At 69.5% G+C, this 22,377-nt stretch carries 22 protein-coding genes and 4 tRNA genes; 14 read left to right on the forward strand and 12 right to left on the reverse strand.

The features are described 5' to 3' along the window. Window positions 1–234: 234 nt before the first annotated feature. Window positions 235–1,665: a replication-associated recombination protein A gene (locus Q0747_RS00155; protein WP_298251257.1), complete on the reverse strand. Its 1,431-nt coding sequence runs from the start codon at window positions 1,663–1,665 to the stop codon at window positions 235–237. A 102-nt stretch (window positions 1,666–1,767) separates the two neighbouring features. Between Q0747_RS00155 and Q0747_RS00160 the strand changes: the two genes are divergently transcribed. Then, window positions 1,768–2,553: an acVLRF1 family peptidyl-tRNA hydrolase gene (locus Q0747_RS00160; RefSeq protein WP_298251258.1), complete on the forward strand. Its 786-nt coding sequence runs from the start codon at window positions 1,768–1,770 to the stop codon at window positions 2,551–2,553. A 92-nt stretch (window positions 2,554–2,645) separates the two neighbouring features. Here the strand turns inward: Q0747_RS00160 and rpe are convergent, their stop codons facing one another. From rpe to Q0747_RS00185, 5 genes are all read right to left on the reverse strand, one after another. Further along, window positions 2,646–3,305 (reverse strand): ribulose-phosphate 3-epimerase, encoded by a 660-nt coding sequence (gene rpe, locus Q0747_RS00165; protein WP_298251735.1) that lies wholly within the window; start codon window positions 3,303–3,305, stop codon window positions 2,646–2,648. A 37-nt stretch (window positions 3,306–3,342) separates the two neighbouring features. Next, window positions 3,343–4,905, reverse strand: coding sequence for an RsmB/NOP family class I SAM-dependent RNA methyltransferase (locus tag Q0747_RS00170; protein ID WP_298251259.1), 1,563 nt, complete (start codon window positions 4,903–4,905; stop codon window positions 3,343–3,345). Further along, window positions 4,902–5,852, reverse strand: coding sequence for a methionyl-tRNA formyltransferase (locus Q0747_RS00175; protein WP_298251260.1), 951 nt, complete (start codon window positions 5,850–5,852; stop codon window positions 4,902–4,904). Before Q0747_RS00175 ends, Q0747_RS00170 begins: the two co-directional genes overlap by 4 nt. Continuing rightward, the gene (def, locus tag Q0747_RS00180; RefSeq protein ID WP_298251261.1) at window positions 5,849–6,463 is read right to left on the reverse strand and encodes a peptide deformylase; all 615 of its coding nucleotides are present in this window, start codon (window positions 6,461–6,463) and stop codon (window positions 5,849–5,851) included. The genes Q0747_RS00175 and def overlap by 4 nt, the downstream gene beginning before the upstream one ends. Window positions 6,464–6,612: 149 nt before the next feature. Then, window positions 6,613–7,497, reverse strand: coding sequence for a cytochrome (locus Q0747_RS00185; RefSeq protein ID WP_298251262.1), 885 nt, complete (start codon window positions 7,495–7,497; stop codon window positions 6,613–6,615). 194 nt (window positions 7,498–7,691) lie between these two features. Here Q0747_RS00185 and Q0747_RS00190 point away from each other — a divergent pair. From Q0747_RS00190 to Q0747_RS00210, 5 genes are all read left to right on the forward strand, one after another. Further along, a tRNA-Gly gene (locus tag Q0747_RS00190) sits at window positions 7,692–7,765 on the forward strand. Between the two features lie 52 nt (window positions 7,766–7,817). Beyond that, window positions 7,818–7,888 (forward strand) — tRNA-Cys (locus tag Q0747_RS00195). Window positions 7,889–7,914: 26 nt separating this feature from the next. Next, a tRNA-Val gene (locus Q0747_RS00200) sits at window positions 7,915–7,989 on the forward strand. Window positions 7,990–8,017: 28 nt separating this feature from the next. Further along, window positions 8,018–8,091: transfer RNA gene (locus tag Q0747_RS00205), tRNA-Gly, on the forward strand. A 165-nt stretch (window positions 8,092–8,256) separates the two neighbouring features. Then, the gene (locus tag Q0747_RS00210; protein WP_298251263.1) at window positions 8,257–8,505 is read left to right on the forward strand and encodes an antitoxin; all 249 of its coding nucleotides are present in this window, start codon (window positions 8,257–8,259) and stop codon (window positions 8,503–8,505) included. A gap of 69 nt (window positions 8,506–8,574) precedes the next feature. Here Q0747_RS00210 and zapE read toward each other — a convergent pair whose 3' ends face one another. Beyond that, a complete protein-coding gene (gene zapE / locus Q0747_RS00215) occupies window positions 8,575–9,609 on the reverse strand; it encodes a cell division protein ZapE (RefSeq protein ID WP_298251264.1) in 1,035 nt (344 codons plus the stop codon). A gap of 151 nt (window positions 9,610–9,760) precedes the next feature. Further along, window positions 9,761–10,150, reverse strand: coding sequence for a VOC family protein (locus tag Q0747_RS00220; protein ID WP_298251265.1), 390 nt, complete (start codon window positions 10,148–10,150; stop codon window positions 9,761–9,763). 79 nt (window positions 10,151–10,229) lie between these two features. Here Q0747_RS00220 and Q0747_RS00225 point away from each other — a divergent pair, with 79 nt between their 5' ends. Next, window positions 10,230–10,724 carry a nucleoside deaminase gene (locus Q0747_RS00225; RefSeq protein WP_298251266.1) on the forward strand — a complete coding sequence of 165 codons (495 nt, stop codon included), beginning with the start codon at window positions 10,230–10,232 and terminating at the stop codon, window positions 10,722–10,724. Here Q0747_RS00225 and Q0747_RS00230 read toward each other — a convergent pair. Further along, the gene (locus Q0747_RS00230; protein WP_298251267.1) at window positions 10,721–11,944 is read right to left on the reverse strand and encodes an amidohydrolase family protein; all 1,224 of its coding nucleotides are present in this window, start codon (window positions 11,942–11,944) and stop codon (window positions 10,721–10,723) included. The two genes, Q0747_RS00225 and Q0747_RS00230, sit on opposite strands and share 4 nt — an antisense overlap. Before the next feature lie 220 nt (window positions 11,945–12,164). Between Q0747_RS00230 and Q0747_RS00235 the strand changes: the two genes are divergently transcribed. Beyond that, entirely contained in the window at window positions 12,165–12,917 is a 753-nt protein-coding gene (locus Q0747_RS00235; RefSeq protein WP_298251268.1) for a methyltransferase domain-containing protein, read from the forward strand. 133 nt (window positions 12,918–13,050) lie between these two features. Here Q0747_RS00235 and Q0747_RS00240 read toward each other — a convergent pair whose 3' ends face one another. Together Q0747_RS00240 and Q0747_RS00245 are read right to left on the reverse strand one after the other, a co-directional pair. Beyond that, a complete protein-coding gene (locus tag Q0747_RS00240) occupies window positions 13,051–14,433 on the reverse strand; it encodes an NAD-dependent succinate-semialdehyde dehydrogenase (RefSeq protein WP_298251269.1) in 1,383 nt (460 codons plus the stop codon). A 266-nt stretch (window positions 14,434–14,699) separates the two neighbouring features. Further along, a complete protein-coding gene (locus Q0747_RS00245; protein WP_298251270.1) occupies window positions 14,700–16,106 on the reverse strand; it encodes an IS1380 family transposase in 1,407 nt (468 codons plus the stop codon). A gap of 386 nt (window positions 16,107–16,492) precedes the next feature. Here Q0747_RS00245 and Q0747_RS00250 point away from each other — a divergent pair, with 386 nt between their 5' ends. Both Q0747_RS00250 and Q0747_RS00255 read left to right on the forward strand, forming a co-directional pair. Further along, the gene (locus Q0747_RS00250) at window positions 16,493–17,410 is read left to right on the forward strand and encodes a sulfurtransferase (RefSeq protein ID WP_298251271.1); all 918 of its coding nucleotides are present in this window, start codon (window positions 16,493–16,495) and stop codon (window positions 17,408–17,410) included. Further along, entirely contained in the window at window positions 17,407–17,847 is a 441-nt protein-coding gene (locus tag Q0747_RS00255) for a SufE family protein (RefSeq protein ID WP_298251272.1), read from the forward strand. The genes Q0747_RS00250 and Q0747_RS00255 overlap by 4 nt, the downstream gene beginning before the upstream one ends. On the opposite strand, the gene Q0747_RS00260 is transcribed toward Q0747_RS00255, so the two are convergent. Beyond that, a complete protein-coding gene (locus tag Q0747_RS00260; protein WP_298251273.1) occupies window positions 17,831–19,099 on the reverse strand; it encodes a S9 family peptidase in 1,269 nt (422 codons plus the stop codon). The genes Q0747_RS00255 and Q0747_RS00260 overlap by 17 nt on opposite strands. Before the next feature lie 68 nt (window positions 19,100–19,167). Between Q0747_RS00260 and Q0747_RS00265 the strand changes: the two genes are divergently transcribed. The 4 genes from Q0747_RS00265 (at window position 19,168) to Q0747_RS00280 (ending at window position 22,368) form a co-directional block, all read left to right on the forward strand. Then, complete coding sequence (locus Q0747_RS00265) at window positions 19,168–19,653, forward strand: hypothetical protein (RefSeq protein ID WP_298251274.1); 486 nt, start codon at window positions 19,168–19,170, stop codon at window positions 19,651–19,653. 14 nt (window positions 19,654–19,667) lie between these two features. Then, window positions 19,668–20,093 (forward strand): peptide-methionine (R)-S-oxide reductase MsrB, encoded by a 426-nt coding sequence (gene msrB, locus Q0747_RS00270; RefSeq protein ID WP_367277627.1) that lies wholly within the window; start codon window positions 19,668–19,670, stop codon window positions 20,091–20,093. 206 nt (window positions 20,094–20,299) lie between these two features. Beyond that, the gene (locus Q0747_RS00275) at window positions 20,300–21,664 is read left to right on the forward strand and encodes a DUF6421 family protein (RefSeq protein ID WP_298251276.1); all 1,365 of its coding nucleotides are present in this window, start codon (window positions 20,300–20,302) and stop codon (window positions 21,662–21,664) included. Beyond that, entirely contained in the window at window positions 21,661–22,368 is a 708-nt protein-coding gene (locus Q0747_RS00280; protein ID WP_298251277.1) for an SDR family oxidoreductase, read from the forward strand. The genes Q0747_RS00275 and Q0747_RS00280 overlap by 4 nt, the downstream gene beginning before the upstream one ends. Window positions 22,369–22,377 lie beyond the last annotated feature (9 nt).

Below are 22,377 nucleotides of genomic sequence, written 5' to 3' on the forward strand. Positions count from 1 at the left end.
GTCAGCCCCGAGGGCGTCGGTACTTCCTGGTGTCGCTGGCCTCCACTTGCGGAGAGCCGGGATTGGCCGCTTCCCGGTACTACAGTCCGTCGCGACCCTGGCCACCCCCCGGGCCGCGGGACGGATCCTGCGGCGATGTCGGGGAGACGGCTGGTACACGACGACTTGCCAGTCAGCGTCCAATGCTAGCAGTCACGCGGAGGGGCCACCGAATCGCTCCCCGCTGCCGGCTCGCTACCTCCCACGGATGATGCGGCGCAGGCGCGAGAGCCGCGCGGCGATGTCCCGTTCGGCTCCCCGGTCCGTCGGCTCGTAGTAGTTGCGCTCGGCGAGATCGTCCGGTGCGTACTGCTGCGTGGCGATCCCGTGGGGTTCGTCGTGGGAGTACGTGTAGCCCTTCCCGTGTCCGAGCTGCGAGGCCCCGGGGTAGTGGGCGTCGCGCAGATGTGCGGGGATGCCCTGCCCGCGGCCTGCCCGTACGTCCGCGACGGCCGCATTGATGCCGTTGTAGGCGGCGTTCGATTTCGGGGCGGTGGCGATGTGCACCACGGCCTCCGCGAGGATGATGCGGGCCTCGGGCATGCCCACGAGCTGCACCGCCTGGGCGGCCGCGACGGCGGTCTGCAGCGCCGTGGGATCCGCCATCCCCACGTCCTCTGAGGCGGAGATCATGAGCCGGCGGGCGATGAACCGGGGGTCCTCCCCTGCCTCGAGCATCCTGGCCACATAGTGTAGTGCGGCGTCGACGTCCGATCCGCGCAGCGACTTGATGAACGCGCTGGCGATGTCGTAGTGCTGGTCCCCCGCCCTGTCGTAGCGCAGGGCGGCCACATCCACCGCCTTCTCCGCGTGCTCGAGCGTGACGAGGGCGGGAAGGAAATCCTCACTGTCCTCGTCCTCCGGCGGCCCGGCCGGATCGGCGGCTGGACCGGGGCCCTGGTCCGAGCGGGCGACGCCGGCTGCGGCCTCGAGCGCCGTCAGTCCCCGCCGGGCGTCGCCGGCCGCCAGGCGGACGAGGTGCTCCAGTGCCTCGTCGGAGACCTCGACCGAGCCCGCCAGCCCGCGCTCGTCGTCGACGGCTCTCTGCAGCAGGCCGCGGATGTCGGCCTCGTCGAGTGGCCGGAGCGTCTGCAGCAGCGAGCGGGACAGCAGGGGCGAGACGACGGAGAACGACGGGTTCTCGGTGGTCGCGGCGATCAGCACCACCCACCCGTTCTCCACGCCGGGCAGCAGGGCGTCCTGCTGGGCCTTGTTGAAGCGGTGGATCTCGTCGAGGAACAGGACCGTGGTCTGGCGGTACAGGTCACGGGTGGTCAGGGCCTCGTCCATGACGCGGCGCACGTCCTTGACCCCCGCGGTGATCGCGGAGAGCTCCACGAACGTGCGTCCCTGGCCGCGCGCGATGACGTGAGCGAGGGTGGTCTTGCCGGTGCCGGGAGGCCCCCAGAGGATCACCGACGACGGAGCGGCATGCGCTCCGGGATCCTGTTCGCCGGCGAGGGTGCGCAGCGGCGAGCCGCGGCCCAGCAGGTGCTGCTGGCCCACCACCTCGTCCAGGGAACGCGGCCGCATCCTCACGGCCAGGGGGCTGCGCGGCCCGCCGGCGGCGCGTCCCGGTGAGGCGGGGCCGTCGTCCTCCGCTGCTGCGCTGAAGAGATCATTCACGCGCTCCACGTTACTGTGGGCTCCTGAGGACGCCCGCGCCACTGTGGGCCCCTGACGACGCCCGCTCCGGAGTGCCCGGCAGCCGACCACGAAGGACACGCCATGGACCGCACCAGATCGGTCCTCGTCGAAGCACACCGCCTCGAGGGCTGGCTCAGCCGCTTCGAGGTGCGCAACGGCCCCTACACCGTGAACCCGAACCCGGACCCGGCCCAGGACACAGACCCGAATCAGGACACGGACCCGGACCAGGACACGGGCACGCGCCCCGGGGCCCCGGTGCGCATCACCGCCGCCAACGGCTGCACCGCAGTGCTGACACCCCCGCTGCCCGCCGGTGCCGACGTCAGTACATCGCTGCGGCCGCAGCAGCAGGACGGTCCCGACGCCGCTCCGGGATCGGTGTCCCGAAGCGGCGGCCACGGAGCCGGGCTGGCGGCGACACTGCTGGGACGTGTGGATCTCGCTCTCCCCGTGGGCCTGCTCCTGATCCGCCGCGGCGGCTACTCGGTGGGTGTGGCCCGGGAGGGGCGGATCGTGGCCTCCAAGACCGGCACGCGCTACGTCCAGGGCAGGACGGCGGCCGGCGGCTGGTCGCAGCAGCGGTTCGCCCGCCGGCGGGCGAACCAGGCGGCGGGCCTCGTGGAGGAGACCGCGGGACGCGCGGCTGCACTCTTCGCGGCGCACCCGCCGGCCCTGCTGCAGCTCGGCGGGGACAGGACCCTCGCCGGTCAGGTCCTGGCGGAGCCGGTCCTCCGGACCTGGACGGGGCTGCCGCGGACGCCCTTCCTGACGGTCCAGGATCCCCGGTACGCCGTGCTCGAGGACGCCGGGCGCTCGGCACTCTCGGTCCGCATCACCGTCACCGACCCGGTGGCCGACGGCTGACCGCAGTGCACCGGTCGGCCAACGGATCGGTCGGTACAACTGATCAGCAAGGCTGACGGACGCTGCCGGACGCTGCCGGCCACCGCGCGGAATCAGCTCGCGGCGGCAGCCGTCCGGAGGGACTCGATGGCGGCGGCGGCGTCGTCCGCTCCGTACACGGAGGAGCCGGCCACGAACACCGTGGCCCCGGCGTCCGCGGCCCGTCGGATGGTCTCTGCCGTGATGCCGCCGTCCACCTGGATGACCAGGGGAAGATCCGCGCCACGGATGGCCCCGGCGGCCCTGCGGATCTTCGGCAGCGTGAGATCGAGGAAGCTCTGCCCGCCGAAGCCGGGCTCCACCGTCATCACCAGGAGCATGTCGAGTTCCGCCAGCATGTCCAGGAACGGTTCCACGGGCGTGGCCGGCCGCAGGGCCATGCCAGCCCGGGCTCCGGCGTCGCGCAGCTCGCGCGCCAGCTTCACCGGTGCTGCCGCCGCCTCCGCGTGGAAGGTCACCGACGCCGCTCCCGCCTCGGCGTACTGCGGCGCCCAGCGGTCGGGGTCCTCGATCATGAGGTGCACGTCGAGCGGCAGCGGACTCACCTCCTGGATCCGCTGCACCACCGGGAGCCCGAGGGTCAGGTTCGGCACGAAGTGGTTGTCCATGACATCCACGTGCACGGCGTCGGCGGAGCTGATGCGGTGCAGTTCCGACTCCAGATTGGCGAAGTCCGCGGAGAGGATGCTCGGGTTGATGCGCGTCACTGTGATTCCTTTCTCGTGCCTGCGGGAGAGCTGCCGCGAGGCCTCAGGGGGTCCTGCGGAGCAGGGCGAGATACATGGCATCCGTGCCGTGGACATGGGGCCAGAGCTGCGCGCTCGTCCCGTGCCCGGCCTGCAGCGGGCCGCCGATGCTCACGGCATCGAGCGCGGCCCCCGCATCCAGGCGCTCGAACTCGGGGCGCTTGCGCAGACAGTCGTCCACGACGGCGTCCGTCTCCGCGTGGTGCGGCGAACAGGTCACGTACGCGACCACACCGCCGGGCGCGACGGCGTCGAGGGCGGAGGTCAGCAGGTCGCGCTGGAGGGGTGCGAGGTCCACGAGATCGGCGGGCCGCCGCCGCCAGCGGGACTCCGGTCGACGCCGGAGCGCACCGAGCCCGGTACAGGGTGCATCCACGAGCACGCGGTCGTAGCTGCCCGGCTCCTCCCGGCCCACGTCCCGGCCGTCCCCCACCCGGACCGTCCAGGATTCCTCCGGCAGGGGGCGCAGCGCCTGCCGCACCAGCTGGGCGCGGTGCTCGATCGGCTCGTTCGCCACCACGTGGACGCCGGTGTCCTGCCCGAGCGCGGAGAGCAGGGCGGTCTTCCCGCCCGGTCCGGCGCAGAGATCGAGCCAGCGCTCCGGAGCGGTGCCGGCCACCTCGACGGCGGCGAGGGCGCGGGCCACCAGTTGCGAGCCGGAGTCCTGCACGCGGAGGGTGCCCGTGCCGATGCCGGGGAGCCTGCTGATGTCACCGCCCGCGTAGTAGGCCGAGCCGGGGGCCAGGCGTCCGGGCTCCGCGCCGTCGTCGAGCACCTCCTCGAGCGTCCCGAGCCCCGGCAGCGCCACGAGATGCACGAGCGGCGCGGCGTTGTCGGCGGCGAGCAGGCTGTCCAGCTCCGCGACGTCGCGCCCGTGGGCCACGAGTGCCTGGCGGAAGGCGCGGACGATCCACTCCGGGTGGCTGTGGGTCAGGGAGGCGATGGCGACGGGGTCCGTCAGTCCGGTGACCAGTTCGTCGATCCAGCCCTGGAGATCGCGCGCACTCACCTTGCGGAGCACGGCATTCGCGAGGGACGAGGGACCTGCCCCGATCACGGCCCGGACCAGCCCGACGGTCTGGTCGAGTGCGGCGTGCGCCGGCACGCGCATGGCGAGCAGCTGGTGCACCCCGATCCGCAGGGCGTCCAGCACGGCGGGGTCCAGTTTGCCGAGGGGCCTGTCCACGCACCGGGCGAGGACGGCGTCGTAGGTCCCCTGACCTCGCAGCGCCCCGTAGGTGAGCTCCGTGGCGAAGCCGGCGTCGCGGCGGTCGAGCCGGTGCCTGCGGATGCTCAAGGGCAGGACCAGATTGGCGTAGGCGTCGTCCGCGGCGACCGCCCGCAGCACCTCGAACGCCACGAGGCGTGCTGGATCGGCGCGGCGTGTGCGCTGCGACGGCGCTGCCTCGGAGAACTGCCGCTGCCCGCCACGATTGCGTTCGCGGCCCTGGTCGTCGCGGCGGCGATGGCCTCCCTGCGCCCGGCCCCCGGTCCTGCCCGGCTCCCCCGCTCGTCGCGGACGGCCGCCGTCCCGTGACCCGCTGCCGGATCCTGCGCTTCCCGTCATACGAACACCAGCTCTCCGCGCGCTGCCGCGCCTCGTGCCCAGTCGAGGGCATCCATCATCTTCTTGCCCGCCGGCTGGAGGCGTCCCAGCCGGACAGGCTGCGAGCCCGTGCCCACGAGGACGTCCCGGCCGTCCACGCGGAGCACCCCGGCCGCCGGGGCGTCCCCGGGTGGAGTGGTTCCGTCGGTGGCCGCTGCGGCCGCGGTGTCCGTGACCGGCCCGAGCTTCACGCGCTGGCCGTCGAGCGTCGTCCACGCGCCCGGCTCCGGCGTCACGGCGTTGATGCGGCGTCGTACGGCGACCGCCGGCAGGGACCAGTCGATCCGCGCGTCATCGATCGTGAGCTTCGGCGCGACACTCGGCTCACCGGCCTGCGGTGTGGGCGTGAGCTGCCCTGCATCCATCCCGGAGAGCGTCTGCACGAGCAGGACGGCGCCGCTGCGCGAGAGACTCCCGAGCACCTCACCGCTCGTGGCCGAGGGCTCGAGCGTCTGGGTCATCACGCCGAGGACCGGGCCCGTGTCGAGGCCCTCCTCGAGAAGGAACGTCGTCGCGCCCGCCACGTCGTCCCCGGCCAGGACCGCGTGCTGCACGGGGGCCGCGCCCCGCCACGCCGGGAGGACCGAGAAGTGCAGATTGACCCAGCCGAGGCGGGGCACCACCAATGCGGCCGGCGGCACGATGCCCCCGTACGCGACGATCGCGGCTGCGTCGAGGTCGAGTCGTCCAAGTTCGGCGACCAGCTCGGGCGTGAAGCGGTTGGCCTTCAGGACGGGCAGCCCCAGCTCGTCCGCTGCGGCGGCGACGGCGCTGGGCGTGAGGATCCTCCGCCGCCCGAGCGGCGCGTCGACGCGCGTGAGGACGGCCGCGACGTCGAAGCCGGCGTCGACGAGAGCGCGGAGCGACGGCACGGCGACCTCGGGCGTCCCCGCGAAGAGGATCCTCACCGGGTGGCCCGGGTACCGGTGGGATCAGCGGAGCGCGCCGGGGGTGCCGACGATGCACCCTGCACGAAGCTCGAGCCGAGGGTGCGGGACCGCTCGGCGGCCGTGCGGGAGGTCACCCGGTTGTAGTCCGCGCGGCGGATGGCCCGGAGCGCGTTCTTGCGATCCTCGCCCACGAGCCGGTCGATGTAGAGCGTGCCGCGGAGGTGGTCGGTCTCGTGCTGCAGGGCCCGGGCCAGCATGCCGGTCCCCTCGACCACGATCTCCTGCCCCGAGACATCCACCCCGGAGACCCGGGCCCAGTCCGTCCTGTCGATGTAGCTGCCGACGCCGGGGACGGACAGGCAGCCCTCGACGTCGGACTCCCCCTGGGACGGTCCGGCGGTCTCCAGCACGGGGTTGACCACGTGCCCCTCGGCACCGTCCACGCGGTAGGTGAAGACCTGCAGGCCAACGCCGATCTGGGGAGCGGCGAGACCTGCCCCCTGGACGTCGATCATGGTCTCGGTCATGTCCTCGATCAGCCGCGCCAGCTCGGGTCCGAAGTCCGAGACCGGGGCTGCCGGCGTGCGGAGGATCGGATCGCCGATCATGCGAATACTCAGGACGGACATCGGTGCTTCGTTCCTCACGTCGGTCTCGCTGACCGGCGGAGGACGCCGGCAGCACGGTTCGGTCGTCGTGGCCGGGACCACGAGGCTCCCGTCAATCCTAGTGCCGCGTCACCGACGGCCCGCTCCGGGGACGCCGCGCGAGGACCCGCTCAGGCCGGGTGCGACGAGTGGGCGGGTCCTTCCGCCGGCGTCCGGCCCGGCGGAGGTCCGATCGGCAGGAGCGCCCGGCCGGCCTCCTCGGCCTCCAGCCCCGCCTCCCAGGCACGGCGCAGGGCACAGAACCGCAGCCAGTGCTGCTTCAGGACCGCGGGGTTGGCCCGCATGGCACGCACCTCGGTCTGGCCGACGGCGACGCCGAGGAGGAGGGGCTGGTCGCCGTGCGCCCACGGGCGCCACCGGCCCTGCTCAGGATCCTCGAGGGACTCCTCGGCCTTCATCCCGGCCACGAGCTGCATGACCACCTTGTCGTCGAGTGCCTTCACGAATCCGTCGCGATCGGTCTTCTTGGTCTTGTAGTCGATCAGGCAGGTGCGTCCGCCGATCGTGGCGACGAGGTCCAGAGTACCCGCGTAGCCCAGGGACGCGTTCCAGACGGTCAATTCCGCCTCGACCGGGCGCACGTCGTACAGTTCCCACCACTCGTCGAAGCGCTGGGCGAATCCACCCTCCTCGTGCTCCTCCAGTGCGAGCCGGGCGGCGTCGAGCTCGTCGGGCCGACCGAGCGCCCGCAGCGCCACCTGCTCGCAGTAGTGGTGCACGCGCGTGCCGCGCAGTGCGGCGTCGTCGCGGTAGCGCTCGGCCGCCGTCGCCGCCTCCCGCACGGCGGTCCTCAGTTCCGAAGGCTTGCCGAGCGCCCCCGGCAGGCGTGGGTCCCGGGAGAGCGCGCTCGCCGCCATGTGACCGAACCACCCGCCCAGCGAACTGGGCAGCTGCGAGATGACGGTGGTGATCGAGGGGACCGAGGGCTGCTCGGAGGTGGATCGGGCGTACATCCTGCCGTGCGGCGTCGCGTGCGCGAGGAGGGGTGCGGTCATGGCTCCACTCTCCCAGATCCCTCTGACAGGGCGGTCCCGCGACGGCGTGCCGACGGCAGGATCCGGCCCTGCCCCGACTGCCATCGGATTGGACGAACCCCCGGACGTCCTATAGTGTTTCCTCTCGTTGGAAAACGAGGAATCACCGCCGAACGCACGGCGTCGAGCGATGGTTCCGAGAGACTTTTTCTTCTGCGGACGTAGCTCAGCTGGCTAGAGCACCACCTTGCCAAGGTGGATGTCGCGGGTTCGAATCCCGTCGTCCGCTCGCAAGTCACCGTAGGGTCGGAACTCACCGGCCGCCGAAGCGATTCGGTCATGGTGGGGTGGCCGAGAGGCGAGGCAGCGGCCTGCAAAGCCGTATACGCGGGTTCGAATCCCGTCCCCACCTCACTACGGTACGAGCACCATGGAAATGGGCGATTGGCGCAGCGGTAGCGCGCTTCCCTGACACGGAAGAGGTCACTGGTTCGATCCCAGTATCGCCCACCACAGCGTCCCCTCGGGGACGCTTTTCTTTGCGGACGTAGCTCAGCTGGCTAGAGCACCACCTTGCCAAGGTGGATGTCGCGGGTTCGAATCCCGTCGTCCGCTCTCGGGCCGAACATCGGCCATTGCCCGGTCCTGGCGAGGACCGGGCATTTTTTGTGTTCCCGGAGTGCGCTGTGGGTCTCGTTGCCCCTGGGCCAGCACTCCCACCCTGGCCTAGAATGACTGCAGGGAGACGGACTGCGTCTCCAAGACCGAAAGGAGGTGTCCGTGGGTTTATTGGACGGGCTCAAGGGCAAGGCCGGCACCCTCGCGGGTAAGGCAGGCGAACTCGTCGGCGACAATGCCGACAAGGTCAAGGACGGTCTCGGTAAGGCTGGCGACTTCGTCGACAGCAAGACCGGTGGCAAGTACTCGAACCACATCGACGGGGCGCAGGACAAGGCTTCGCAGATGGTCGACAGGCTCGACAAGAAGGACGGCAACGACGACGTCAGCCCTCCCCCGCCGGCCGTGTGATCCCAGCCTGGCAATACGGAAGCGCCGGTCCCGCCGAGAGGCGGCACCGGCGCTTCTTGCGTCCCGGGGCTACCCCGGGACCTCGCTGCCCTGCCGGGCGAGCGCTGTGAGGCGCGAGACGGCCCGGTAGTACTTCTTCAGGTAGCCACCGCTCATCATCTCCTCGGTGAACAGGTGGTCGAAGGTCGTCCCGCTGGCCATGATCGGCACGTCGCGGTCGTACAGGCGGTCGGCCAGGACCACGAACCGCAGGGCGACGGACTGCTCCGTGATGGTCGCGACGTCGTGCCAGGCGACGGCGTCGACGCCGTCGAGCAGTTGGCGGTAGCGGCTGGGATGCACACCGGCGAGATGCCGCACCAGGTCGGTGAAGTCGTCCTCCGCGACCACTCCCGCCGGGTACGTCGCGATGCGTTCGCGGAGCGACTCCTCGTCGAGTGCCTCCGGGGCCTCGGGCAGTCCACGGTGCCGGTAGTCCTCCCCGTCGATCCTGACGACCTCGAACTGGTCGGCGAGGACCTGGATCTCGCGCTGGAAGTCCTCGGCGGCGAACCTCCCGTCCCCCAGCGACCCCGGCAGGGTGTTGGACGTGGCGGCGAGTTTGACGCCGGCGTCGGCGAGCTCACGCATCAGTCGGGACATCAGCACCGTGTCGCCGGGATCGTCGAGCTCGAACTCGTCGATGCAGACCAGGCTGTAGGTGCTCAGCGCATCCACGGTCTTCCGGAAGGTGAGGGCACCCACCAGATTGGTGTACTCCACGAACGTCCCGAAGGCCTTCGGGCCGGAGGACGCGTGCCAGAGCGAGGCGAGCAGGTGGGTCTTGCCCACACCGAAGCCGCCGTCGAGGTAGATGCCGGCCCTCGTGGTCTCCTTCCTGCCTCCGCCGAACAGCTTGCGCAGGCCCGACGGTTTGGACTCGTCGACCGATGCGGCGAAGTCACGGAGCTTGGCGACGGCCGCGGACTGCGACGGCTGGTCGGGGTCGGGACGGTAACTGTCGAAGGAGACGTCCCCGAAGCGCGGCGAGGGGTAGAACCCTCCCAGCAGCTCATCGACGGAGACCTTCGGTGCACGCTCGGTCAGGTGTTCGATGGTTGGCACGGATCTTGCTGCTTTCTGTCGCCTGCAGGAGGTGGGCGCGCGCCCGGAGCGGTCGCCGCGCACAGCAAGACTACGGCACCCGGGAGTGCCGGGAACCGCCGATTCACCAGTGGACATCCCTTGGTGCCGGTGGTCGTCGCAGCCCCCGGGACTACGCGCTGAGGAAGATCTCCAGTGCGGTTCCGTCGGGGTCCCGAAAACTCACGGCCGTCCCGTAGGAGGCGTCCACGAGACCGCTGTGGTCGACGCCGAGGGCGCTGAGGTGGTCGGCCCACGCCTGCAACTCCTGCCGCGTGTCGACCCCCAGCCCCAGGTGGTCCATGCCGGGCGTGAACGGCGTGAAGGTCTCCCCGGTGGGCCGGGCATGCTGGGTCAGGCCGAGATTGGTCCCGTCCGGGAGGGTGAACAGCCGCCGTTCCAGCATGTCCCCGGACAGCTCGCCCGAGGGCGGGAAGCCCAGCACGCGCTCGTAGAACGCGGTGCTGAGCGCCAGATCGTTGACGGTGAGGGCGAGGTGGTTGATTCCGGTGACGGTAGGCATGACTACAGTCAACCGCATGCGGGCGGTCCGGTGCGCTGGAGGTGCGCTAGATTGGGGTCCTCGACGTCAGGAGCCCCTCGTGCAGATCCATCACTCACTGCTTCGGCGCTGCGTCGAGCTCGCCACGGAGGCGCTCGACGCCGGTGACGAACCGTTCGGATCGGTCCTCGCGAACGCCGATGGTGAGGTCCTGTACGAATCCCGTAACAGGGTGAACGGGGGGAACGCGACCCTCCATCCCGAATTCGACATCACGCAGTGGGCCGTGGCGGAACTGACCGCCCGTCAGCGCGCCGCCGCGAGGGTGTACACCTCCGGGGAGCACTGCCCCATGTGCAGTGCAGCGCATGCACTGGTGGGTCTCGGACCGATCGTGTACGCGTCGAGCACCGACCAGCTCTTCTCCTGGCTCCGGGAATGGGACCAGGAACTGCCCGCCTTCGCACCCCTGCCCATCGCCGTTGTCGCTCCGGGAGTGCACGTCTCCGGCCCGTTCCCCGAGTACGAGGGGCGGATGAAGGACCTCCAGGCGCGAGCGCGCGAGGTCGTCCGACCCGCCCCCGACGCATCCTAGTAGGGCGAGCCGGCGGAGAGGACCCTCAGGGCGTCGGCGACCACCACGCCGTCGTGCAGGACCGTCCGGTCGGTACCGCGGTCCATGACGGTGGACGTGATGGTCTCGCCGTCCACCAGCACCAGATCGGCGCGATCGCCCACGGACACACCAGGCCGATCTCCCACGGAGGCCAGCCTCGGCACGGCGCGATCCATGATCGAGGCACCGCCGATCGTGGCGACGGCGAGCGCGTGTCCGACGAGCTCGTCCCGGCGGAAGCCGTTGACGAAGGCCAACTGCCAGGTGCGGTCGAGCAGGTCGCAGTTGCCGTAGGGGCTCCAGTAGTCGCGCTGCCCGTCCTCGCCGAGCCCGAAGCGCACACCGGCGTCGGTCAGCTGCTCGAGGGAGAGGTGGTTCGAGGTGCTCGGGGCCACGGACGTCATGGAGATGTCCAGCTCGGCGAAGGTGTCGATCAGGCGTCGGCTGGTGGACTCGTCCACACTCCCCAGCTCGTACGCGTGCGAGAGATTGACTCGTCCCTGCATCCCCAGCACCCGGGTGCGCTCCGCGATCAGGTCCGCCGAGAAGACCCCCAGGCTGCCGGGTTCGTGCAGATGCACGTCCACGTCCACCTGGTACTTCTCCGCGAGGCCGAAGACCACATCGAGGTGACGCACGGGATCGCGGTCCAGTGCGCAGGGGTCGATGCCTCCCATGACGTCGGCGCCGGCCCTCAGCGCATCCTCGAGGTACTGCTCCGTGCCGTCCTCCAGCAGGATGCCGGCCTGGGGGAACACGATGATCTGGACCTCGGCGTCGGTCGCGAACTTCTGCTTCGCGGCGACGACGGCCTCGTACTTCTCCAGTTTGCAGTCGACGTCCACCTGGGCGAAGGAGCGCACCCGGGTGGTGCCCCTGGCGATCATGCGTTCCAGGGTGCCTGCCACCCGCTCCTCCAGGCCGACCTCCGCCTCCCGCCAGTGCTCGCGGTCGTTGCTCATCATGCCCCACACGCCCGGCCGCCCGGAGTGCTCGCGGAAGGGCAATCCGATGCGTGTGGAGTCGAGATGGACATGGACGTCGGAGAAGGACGGCAGCAGGATGCGGCCTCGTCCCGGGACGTCCCCTGCCTCGGTCCGGCGCTGGGGGTCATGGGGAGAGACCGACGCGATCTGCCCCTGGTCGATCACGACGTCGCTCGCTGCCCCGGCCCACGGCCTGACATTGCTGATGAGCATGGTGCCCTTTCTCTTTCCTCGGTCCAGTGCACCCGGCAGGGCCGGCTGCAGAGCTCGCGGCATCATTCCCCTTCCAGCCCGGTCCGGTCCGCCCGGAGGTGGAGAAAGGTCGGTGCGTCCACATCTCCCTCCGGCACTACAGATTGCCAGAGGATGTCTCGCGGAGCATCATCGGGACGGAGGTGAATAGGTCACCTGCAACCGGCCCGGGAGAACAGACATGACACGTGGACTTGCAGCGCGCACCGACGGGATCACGGCGGACGCCGGACCGCCGGGCGGGGGTAGGGATGCGACGGAGCACGCCTTCGACCAGGGGTACTGGGACCAGGTCTGGGCAGGGGACCGCGCGGCGGCGATGGGCGGGGCTCGACCCAGTCCCCACCTCGTCCGCGAGGTCGGGGACCTGCCGCCACGCAGCGCCCTCGATGCAGGCTGCGGCTCAGGAGCCGAGGCGATCTGGCTCGCCGAGCGGGGCTGGACGGTCACCGGAGCCGATATCGCCGCCGCAGCACTCGACCGCGCGGCGGAGCGGGCTGCCGCTGCCGGGGTCGCCGGGCGGACCCGCTGGCTCCAGGTGGACCTCTCGACCTGGGAACCGGACGAGCCCTACGACCTCGTCACCACTCACTACGCGCATCCCGCGATGCCGCAACTGGACTTCTACGACCGCATCGCCGGGTGGGTACGCCCCTCGGGAACCCTCCTCGTCGTCGGTCACCGACGGCACGACGGCGCGGAGGGGCATGAGCACGATCATGGGCACGATCGGTCCGGGAGCGACGGCGGCGGGCATGATGCCGGCTCTCCACCGGCCTCGGCCTCAGCGACGGCGGCCGAGATCGCCGCGCGCCTCGAGCCCGCGCAGTGGCGGATCCTGACCTCCGAGGAGTCACGCCGCACGGTGTCCGATCAAGACGGTCATGGCACCATTCTTCAGGACGTCGTCATCAGGGCCACCCGACTCGGGTGACCCTGCGGCCCCCGGACGGTGGACCGTCCCGTCGACCACGCACGAGCGCCGAGGCGTCCGGTTCCGTGGAACCGGACGCCTCGGCGCCTCGGGCAATCATGTTCTCGCTCGCCCCGGAGCTCCGGGCCGTGACCTACCTCTTCTGGTGCGAGGTCCGGCGCAGCCGCGTGTTGACGAACTCGCCCATACCCCAGCGACCGAGCTCCCGGCCGAAGCCGGACCGCTTCACTCCACCGAAGGGCAGGCCGGGCAGCGTGGTGCCGTGTTCGTTGACGTAGGCCATGCCGACGTCGAGCTGATCGGCGACCTCCTGCGCCCGGGCGATATCGGTGCTCCACACCGAACCGCTCAGACCGAAATCGACGTCGTTGGCGAGAGCCACGGCCTCCTCAGGTGAATCCACGCCGTAAACGACGGCGACGGGGCCGAAGATCTCCTCCGAGTACGCGTCCATGTCCTTGGTGACTCCGGAGAGCACTGCAGGCTGCATGAAGGCTCCATCACCCTCGGCGGCCTGGCCGCCCACATGGAGGGTGGCACCCTGCTCCACCGCACGCTGCACCTGCGCGACGACGCGGTCCCGGGCCTCCACCGAGGACAGCGGACCCATCTGGGTGTCCGACTTCGTCGGATCACCGACCTGCACGTTCTCGAACACCGAGACGACCGTGGAGAGGAACGCGTCGAACTCCGACTTGGGCACGATCATCCGCTTGGGAGAATTGCACGCCTGTCCGGCGTTCGAGAGTCGCGCTTCGGCTGCGATCTCCGCCGTCTTCTGCACTTCGCCGTCGTCGAGCACGATCAGCGCGTCCGAACCGCCGAGTTCGAGCACCACCTTCTTGAGGTTCTTCCCCGCCGTCTCCGCGACTGCCGCGCCGGCCCGCTCGCTGCCGGTGAGGGAGATCCCGCGTACCCGAGGATCGGCGATCATGTCGGCAATCTGCTCATTGCTGGCGAAGATATTGATGTATGCATCTTCCGGGATTCCGGCTGTATGCATGATCTCGGCCATCAATTCGGAGGACGCGGCACAAATGGGCGCGTGCTTCAGCATGACGGTATTTCCCGCCATGAGGTTGGGACCCGCGAATCGCGCTACCTGGTAATAGGGGAAGTTCCACGGCATCACTCCGATGAGCGGACCGACCGCCTCGGTCTGCATCATGGACTCGTCCGCGCCCTGGGGGTCGAGCAGCTCCGGCTCGAGCAACTTCGGCCCGTTCTCGGCGTACCAGCGATAGATCGCCCCGGACAGCTCGGCTTCTCCTACCGCTTCCGCGAGTGGCTTCCCCATCTCGCGTGCGATCAGCTCGCCCAGTTCGTCCTTCCGGGCGTCGTAGGCATCGGCGACCTTCGACAGCAGCTGCGCGCGTTCCTCCACGGGGACGTCGCGCCATGATGCGGCGGCACGATCCGACCGCTCGATGATCCCGGCAACCTCGGTGTCCGCCAGTGTCGTGAATTCCTGCTCGGTCTTGCCCGTGGCAGGATTGGTCAGTGAATACGTCGTCATGTCTTCATCATATGCCGACGACAACTTTACTGTCGATTCATCGAAGATCGACGCATTTAATCTCGTAAAGAATCCACTCGAGGGAATAAAGCAGCATTCCCCATTGCTATACGGGTCCCACTAAGCCTCGATCCACCGACGAGCCCTCTGCGGGTGGCGTCGGCGTGATTTGCTGGCCCTGATCGGCCGCGGGCAGGGGTGAGTTCCGGGCGTCTCATCCCGGTCGTCCACTTCGTTCTTGGTCGTGCCGCTGGTGGCGGCGGTGGTCAGCTGGCCGCTACCGGTGGTGGTGCGTGCGTCGCGGTGAAGAGTCGGTCGAACGCGGACTGCCAGGGCCAGGCGTCCGGCAGGTGCAGGATGATGCGGCGCGCCGACCGTGCCAGTCGTGCCGGCACTGAGATGAGGGTGCGGCGAATCGTCGCGGTCGTTGCCCGGGCGAGCCGCCCGCCTCGGTCGGCGATGAGTCCAGCGGCGCGAGAGAGGTTAAATGCGATCACGGCGAGGACGAGCCATGCGCTGTTCGCGGTGAACACTCCCGAGGGCAGGTGAGCGAGCGGGCCCGCCTTCAGGTCGGCGTGAACTTGCTCGATGATCGCGTGCCCGCGGTGGGTCTTGTCCGCCGCGACGGTTCCCATTGTCTGCTTGTCGGTGGTGGTGAAGAACGCGTGGTGCCGGTAGCTGTCGAACAAGGTCGGCTGCTCGACCTGCTTGGGGTTCAAGTCTGGGATCCGTCGGACCACCAGTCGTCCTTCAACCCGTTCGGCGATCTTCCGGGACCGGAACGCGACGAAGGGCACCTCGGCGACTTCGGCTTTCGAGATCCACCGCCCGGTGACTTCGTCGGGGATCGCGTTCGGATACTCGATCGTCTCCCATGTGTCGTCGGGGATCGAGGAGATCGCTGTCTTGACCGCGGGGTCCATCCGGACGGTGACAGATACGTCCGCGCCAGCTTTGATCGCGGTGCCGATGGTGGCGTGGCCGTAGAACGCGGAGTCCGCCCGCAGCAACGGCCGAACACTGCTGCCCAGGTCCATGCGGCGAAGCGTGGCGAGGGTGTCGGCGACGATCCTGGCCGCGCCTTTCGGGGAACCGGTCTTCCCCTGCCGCAACCGCCGGGCGAGGATCACCGGCGCTGAGGGCGTCGTCGACGCTGTCGCGACGAGGGCGTTGAGGCCGCGGACGCCGGAGTACCCGAACGACGCTCCCTGCTTCTGGTAGCCGTGGACCTCGATGATCGTGTCGTCCAAGTCGACCATCACCCGCTCACCGTCCCGGATCTGCAGCAGCGGCGCGGCCGATGCGAGGTTCACCAGCGTCCGTGAGGCGACGGCATCCAGCTGGCGGACGTGCCCGAACCGGAACTCCCGCAGGAACGAGCCAAGCGTCGACGGTGCATACGTCCGATCGAACAACCGGCCCATCCCGCCATGACGCAGCAGATTCATGTCGTCGATCGAGTCCGCGCCGGCGAGCATCCCCGCGACCAGCGCCATCACCTTGCCGCCGGCGTTCGCGCCCTTGTCCGTCGGGACGCTCAACCTCGACTGCGCGAGCTCATCAAGCCCCGCAGAACGGGCAAGACGGAGCATCGGGACCAGTCCCGCGACCGACACGAGATTCGGATCATCGAACACGGCAGACACGGCAACGGGAGCATGCTTGAATTGCACCTACGAGATGCCTCTCAGACTCGGGAAATAGGACCTTAGACAAGCTCTATTCTTCCTGGTCAGAGGGGCATTTCTGCGTTACGACGCCAACTCAGCAAGCCTCCCCATCGGTGGATCGAGGCTAAGGCACTTCTGTACCATCAATCAGGCGCCAGCCGTGACCAGCATGCCGGTAGCGGACGCGTACGGAAGATCACGCAGGTTCGTCTCGGTGAAGCCCGCCTCCGAAAGTGAGAGGACGATGCCCTCCTCGGTGCGGAGTCGCAGGGCCATCCAAGGTCGGCGCTCCCCGGAACGGAAGGATGCCGGAAGCAATGTCCCGACGACCTCGTTAGGCTGGGTAGCAAGACAGAAGCAGTGTCCCCACAGCTACGCGAGAGGCCCCCATGACCCTGGCTCCAGATACGCAGGACAAGTTCGCCGAGTACGCCCACCCGGAGCGGCTCGTCTCCACCGAGTGGCTTGCCGCACATCTCGACGCCGATGGTCTGGTGGTCGTCGAGTCCGACGAGGACGTCCTCCTGTACGAGACGGGTCACATCCCCGGAGCCGTCAAGATCGACTGGCACACCGAGCTCAACGACGAGGTGACCCGGGACTACATCGACGGCGAGGGGTTCTCCCGCCTCATGGCCTCCAAGGGCATCTCCCGGGACACCACCGTGGTCATCTACGGCGACAAGAGCAACTGGTGGGCGGCCTACGCCCTGTGGGTGTTCACGCTCTTCGGCCACGAGGACGTCCGCCTGCTCGACGGCGGCCGCGACAAGTGGATCGCGGAGGGCCGGCCGATCACCACGGACCGCCCGGACACCTCCGAGACCGAGTACCCGGTGGTGCAGCGCAACGACTCCGTCATCCGCGCCTACCTCGACGACGTGCTCGAGCACTTCGGCAAGCCGCTGATCGACGTCCGCTCCGGGGACGAGTACACCGGAGCCCGTACCACCATGCCCGCCTACCCGGAGGAGGGCGCCCTGCGCGGCGGGCACATCCCCACCGCACAGTCCGTCCCGTGGGCCCGGGCCGCGGCCGAGGACGGCAGCTTCCGCACCCGCGCCGAACTCGATGCGATCTACCGCGACGAGGCAGGCCTGAAGGACGGGGACGACGTCGTGGCCTACTGCCGCATCGGTGAGCGCTCCAGCCACACCTGGTTCGTGCTCACGTACCTGCTCGGTTTCCGGAACGTCCGCAACTACGACGGCTCGTGGACCGAATGGGGCAACGCCGTCCGCGTGCCGATCGTGAAGGGCACCGAGCCAGGCGAGGCCCCCGAGCTCCCGTCACGGTCGTCGCGATGACCGCCGAAGCCATCCCGTCCAAGCTCGCGGAGATCATCGACGACTTCCAGGACCTCACGGAGCCGGACCGCCTGCAGTTGCTGCTGGACTTCTCGCGCGAGCTCCCCGAGCTGCCCGAGCGCTACGGCGACCATCCCGAGCTGCTGGAGCGGGTGGTGGAGTGCCAGAGCCCGCTGTTCCTGACCATGGAGATCGGTGACGCCCCCGAGCGGGCCGTGCACCTGTTCTTCTCCGCCCCGCCGGAGGCTCCCACCACACGCGGGTTCGCCGGAGTACTGCTCGAGGGGCTCGACGGACTCCCCGCCGCCGAGCTGCTCGCGGTACCCGACGACGTACCCGACCGCCTCGGTCTCACCCGTGCCATCACGCCCCTGCGGATGCGCGGCATGAGCGCCATGCTGGGCCGGATCAAGCGGAAGATCAGGGAAGCGCAGTAACGCTCCCGCCGGCCCTCCCGCCCCCCGGGAGGACGCGGCCGTACAGGTGCGCGTGCAGCCAGCGTTCGACGGCGGTCTCCCAGCGCTGCGGGTCCACATTCCACTCCTTCGTATGGCGTGCCTGCTGGAAGCGCTCGAGCGTGACGAAGGCCGGGTTCTTCGCCGCCAGGGCCGCGGACGGCCCGATCGGCACGAACTCGTCGTCCTCGCTGTGCAGGATGAGGGTGGGCAGCGTGAGCTGTTCGGCCCGCGCTATCCAGTCCATGCTCCGCAGGTCCAGGGGCGCCGCGAGACCGGTCATCCTGCGCGCCCGGCGGCTCGCGAGCAGATACTGACCCAGCCGCCCCACGGGCGCCGGGATACGGTTGAGTGCGGCGTGGTGCGCCAGGACCTCGATCCAGTTGATCACCGGCCCGTCGAGCACCACCGCGCTGATCCGCCGGCGGTGCCGCGAGAGATCCGCGGTGCGCAGGACGATCGCGCCGCCCATCGACCATCCGAAGAGGACCACGTCGCGTGCCCCGTGCGAGACCGCGAAGTCGATCGCGGCGTCGACGTCGTGCCATTCGGTCATCCCGAGCCCGTACCGACCGTCCGGCGCGGAGGGCGCCTCGCCGTCGTTCCGGTAGGACACCACCAGGCTGGTCAGCCCCAGGGACCGCGCGGGCGTGAGCGCGCGCAGCGCCTCGGCGCGCGAGGCACCGCGACCGTGCACCATGATGGCCCAGGAGCGGGCGGGTGCCTCGGCCCGGACCAGCCAGGCCGGCGCCACTCCCCCCTCGACGGGGATGAGCACCTCCTCCTCGGCGAAACCCATCGCGGCCGGCGAGGGATACACGGCTCCGCCCCACCAGCCGCGGGTGGCTGCCTCCAGATCACCCGTGTAGACGGTCTCCACCTCCCGCTCGACGGTGCCCTCACGGGGAACGTAGGAGCGGATCTCCCCGATGCGGGCATGGCCGGCACCTCGCTGGAAGTACAGGCTGTAGGTACCGGGGACGGTGGTGTCCTCATTGGCCGGCAGGATCACGGTACGGCTGCCCCCGGAGCCCACGACGGCGAGGATGTCGAGATTCTCGTCCCGCGTGCGGGCAGGCGTGACGATCTGCCGGGCGAAGAAGACGGCCAGACCCGAGACCACGGTGGCCATCGAGGATGCGAGGGCCGCACCCGCTCCGACCCCCAGTGCCGTCCACCTCAGCCAGGGCGCAGTGCCGCTCCGGACTACCGCCGCAGACCTCTTCGATGCCATAGCTTCCTTTCTACCCTGCCCACCCAGCGCCGTCGATCCACGCCACGGTCGCGCAGTACAGTGGCGCCATGACCCAAACAATCCTTGTGCTCGCCGAGGAAGCCCTGACGTACCCCGATCTCCTCAATCTCCAGACCCTGCAGGGGGACGAGCCGGCCGAGGTGGTGATCCTGATCCCGGAGGAGCGCAACGAGTCGGTCCTGGGTCAGTTCTTCCGCCATCTCGGACTGCTCGAGGTGGGCGAGGCGTTCCGGTCGTTCTCGGCGGACGACCGACGGCAGGACGAGGTGGAGGCCCGCACCGCCCTCTCGGAATCCCTCGAGCTGCTCACTCGGGAGGGCTTCTCCGCATCGGGTCACACGACGACGGGCGATCCCGTCGACGCTCTCGTCGAGGAGGCCGGCAGGAGGGCGGCGGTGCAGGCCATGGTCATCACGCGTCCCCATGCGCTGGCGGACACCTTCCACACGGACTGGGCCAACCAGGCCCAGGACAAGCTGGGCATCGCGGTGCTCCACGTCTATGCGGGAACGGGATTTATCGGCGACTCCTAGGCGTTATGAGGAGTATGACTACAGAATCAGAGACCTACCGGCCGGAAATCGAGAAGTCCGACGAGCAGTGGCGCCAGGAACTCTCTCCCCAGGAGTACGAGGTACTGCGCAAGGCGGGCACGGAGCGCCCCTACACGGGTGAGTACTACGACGAGAAGACCGCCGGGACCTACGCGTGCCGTGCCTGCGGCGCCGAACTGTTCACGAGCAATGAGAAGTTCGATTCACACTGCGGCTGGCCCTCCTTCTGGGCGCCCCTCGCCGAGGACAAGGTGCGGTATCTGCACGACCGTTCGCTGGGCATGGAGCGCATCGAGGTGCGCTGCTCGCGCTGCGACTCCCACCTCGGCCACCTGTTCAAGGGCGAGGGCTTCGACACCCCGACCGATCAGCGCTTCTGCATCAACTCCGTCTCGATGAAGCTCGTCGAGGCGCCGTAGCGGGGTCTGCTCGCTGCTCCCCCGGAAGGCCGGCCCTCGGGCCGGCCTTCTGCGTGCTGGTCAAGCGACGCTGATCCACGGCGCGGTCCCTCCACCCCTCAGCATAAGAGTTACTTCACGTTAGGCCTCCTGAGTATAAGTAGAGCTGTCTGCAGCGCTAGGCTTCGGGTAAGGATCAGCGACACGACGAAGAGGAAGCAGGAGCCATGACCATCAGCACACTGGCACCGGTAGACAGCAGCCCGCAGGCCACCCCGGCGTGGCGGACACTCAAGGAAGCGGTGCAGGAGCTGCGTCTCCTGCAGGTCAAGGACGGTTCCATCCCCGACGCCGGGGACCACGCCGCAGCGGGCCGGTTGGTGGCGGCCATCACGGCCGCCGTGCAGGAGCTGGCTCCCCGCTTCCCGCACGACGCCGAGTACCTGCAGCGGACGGTCGCGGCCTTCGGGGCATGGCAGGACAGCGCCTTCACCGTTCCCGACTTCCTCGAGCCGCTCCTGGCCTTCCAGCCGCAGCAGGACCGCCTCGACGGGCTCCAGCACCTCGTCGTCTTCCCGATGTACACGCAGAACGGCAGCACCAGCCGGCTCGTCGAAGCCGTTCTCATCGAGGTGCTGTGGCCGGAGTTCATCGCCGAGCTCGAGGCCGGCTACTACTCCAATGCCCTGTTCGTCCCCATCCGGTTCCTCGACTTCACCGAGGGCTACGACACCAACTCGGCGGTCCTCTTCCCCGAGACCGTCGCCGTCAGCTCCACGCCGACCTTCACCTGGGGTGCCATCTTCGCCGACCGCGAGGCCGCGCGCTTCCGCCGCGTGGTGAGGGCTGCTGCCGACATCACACGCCTGGACCTGCCCGCCGACGCCCTCGAACTCCTCGACGACCAGCAGCTCACCGAGGAGACCTTCGTCATGTGGGATCTCATCCACGACCGCACCCACATGCGGGGCGATCTGCCGTTCGATCCGTTCATGATCAAACAGCGCATGCCCTTCTTCCTCTACTCCCTCGAGGAACTGCGCTGCGACCTCACGGCGTTCCGCGAATCGGTGCGGATCGAGAAGGACGAGGAGGCCTCCCCCGAGGCGCGCAGGCACGCGAAGCTCGTCCAGTACGCCGTGATCTTCGACCGCATCTTCCGCTTCAGCATCACGGGCAGCCGTGTGCGCAACTACGACGGCCTGGGAGGCCAGCTGCTCTTCGCCTGGATGCACCAGCACCACGTACTGCACTGGACCGACACCAAGCTGACGATCGACTGGGACGAGGCGGCCGGCGTCGTCGTCGCCCTCGGTGAGCAGATCGAGCAGCTGTACTGGCGCTCCATCGACCGGCCCAAGATCGCCCACTGGCTCGCCGCCTACGAGCTCGTCTCCGCGACGGTCACCCCGCACCCCGCCTCGGTGTGGGCGAAGGGCCCGGACGCGCTCGAGCTCTCCGGCCCGCCCCGGGCGCTCACCGACGCCGTGCTCGATGACGAGTTCCCGCTCTCCATGTTCTTCGAGGCGCTCGACCGCAAGATGAAGCCGGTCATCGAGTCCACAGCGGGCATCACGGCGGACTCCGCATGAGTGCGTCCGACGCACACCGGACCGCGGTCGTGGCCGGAGCCACGAGTGCTTCGGGCGTCGCCCTGACCCGCAGGCTCCTCGAGAAGGGCGTGGGCGTGGTCGCGGTCGGCTCCGACGCCGCACGCCTCGCCGCCGCCTACGCGGAGCTCGACGGCGTGGACCGGCAGGTGTGCGACCTGACGGACGAGGCAGCCGTCGCCGATCTCGCGGCCCGGGTGAGGCAGGACCACGGCGGGGCCGACGCCCTCTTCCATCTCGTGGGTGGGTGGCGCGGCGGCAAGGGCATCACCACCCAGTCGGCGGAGGACTACGAGTTCCTGCACCGAACGGTGTTCCTCACGCTCTTCAACACGAGCAGGGCCTTCTACGACCAGCTCGCGGACCGGGGCGGCCGGATCGCCGCGGTCTCCGCGACGGCGGTGGCCAGGCCGACCGCCGCCAACGCCTCCTACGCGGCCGTGAAGGCCTCCGTGGATGCCTGGCTGCAAGCCGTGGCTCAGGGTTTCGCGAAGGACGAGGCGGAGGCGGCCTCCACCGCCGTCGTGGTCAAGGCGCTCGTCGACGACGCGATGCGCGCCGAGCAGCCCGAGCGATCCTTCCCGGGCTTCACGCACGTCGATGATCTCGCGACGACTCTCGTGTCCCTCCTGGACAGCCCTGCCGCGGAGATCAACGGAGCCCGCATCGACGCCGGTCGGGGATAATGGTCCAGT

The sequence above is a fragment of the uncultured Arthrobacter sp. genome (assembly GCF_947493765.1).
Classification (GTDB): domain Bacteria; phylum Actinomycetota; class Actinomycetes; order Actinomycetales; family Micrococcaceae; genus Arthrobacter_D.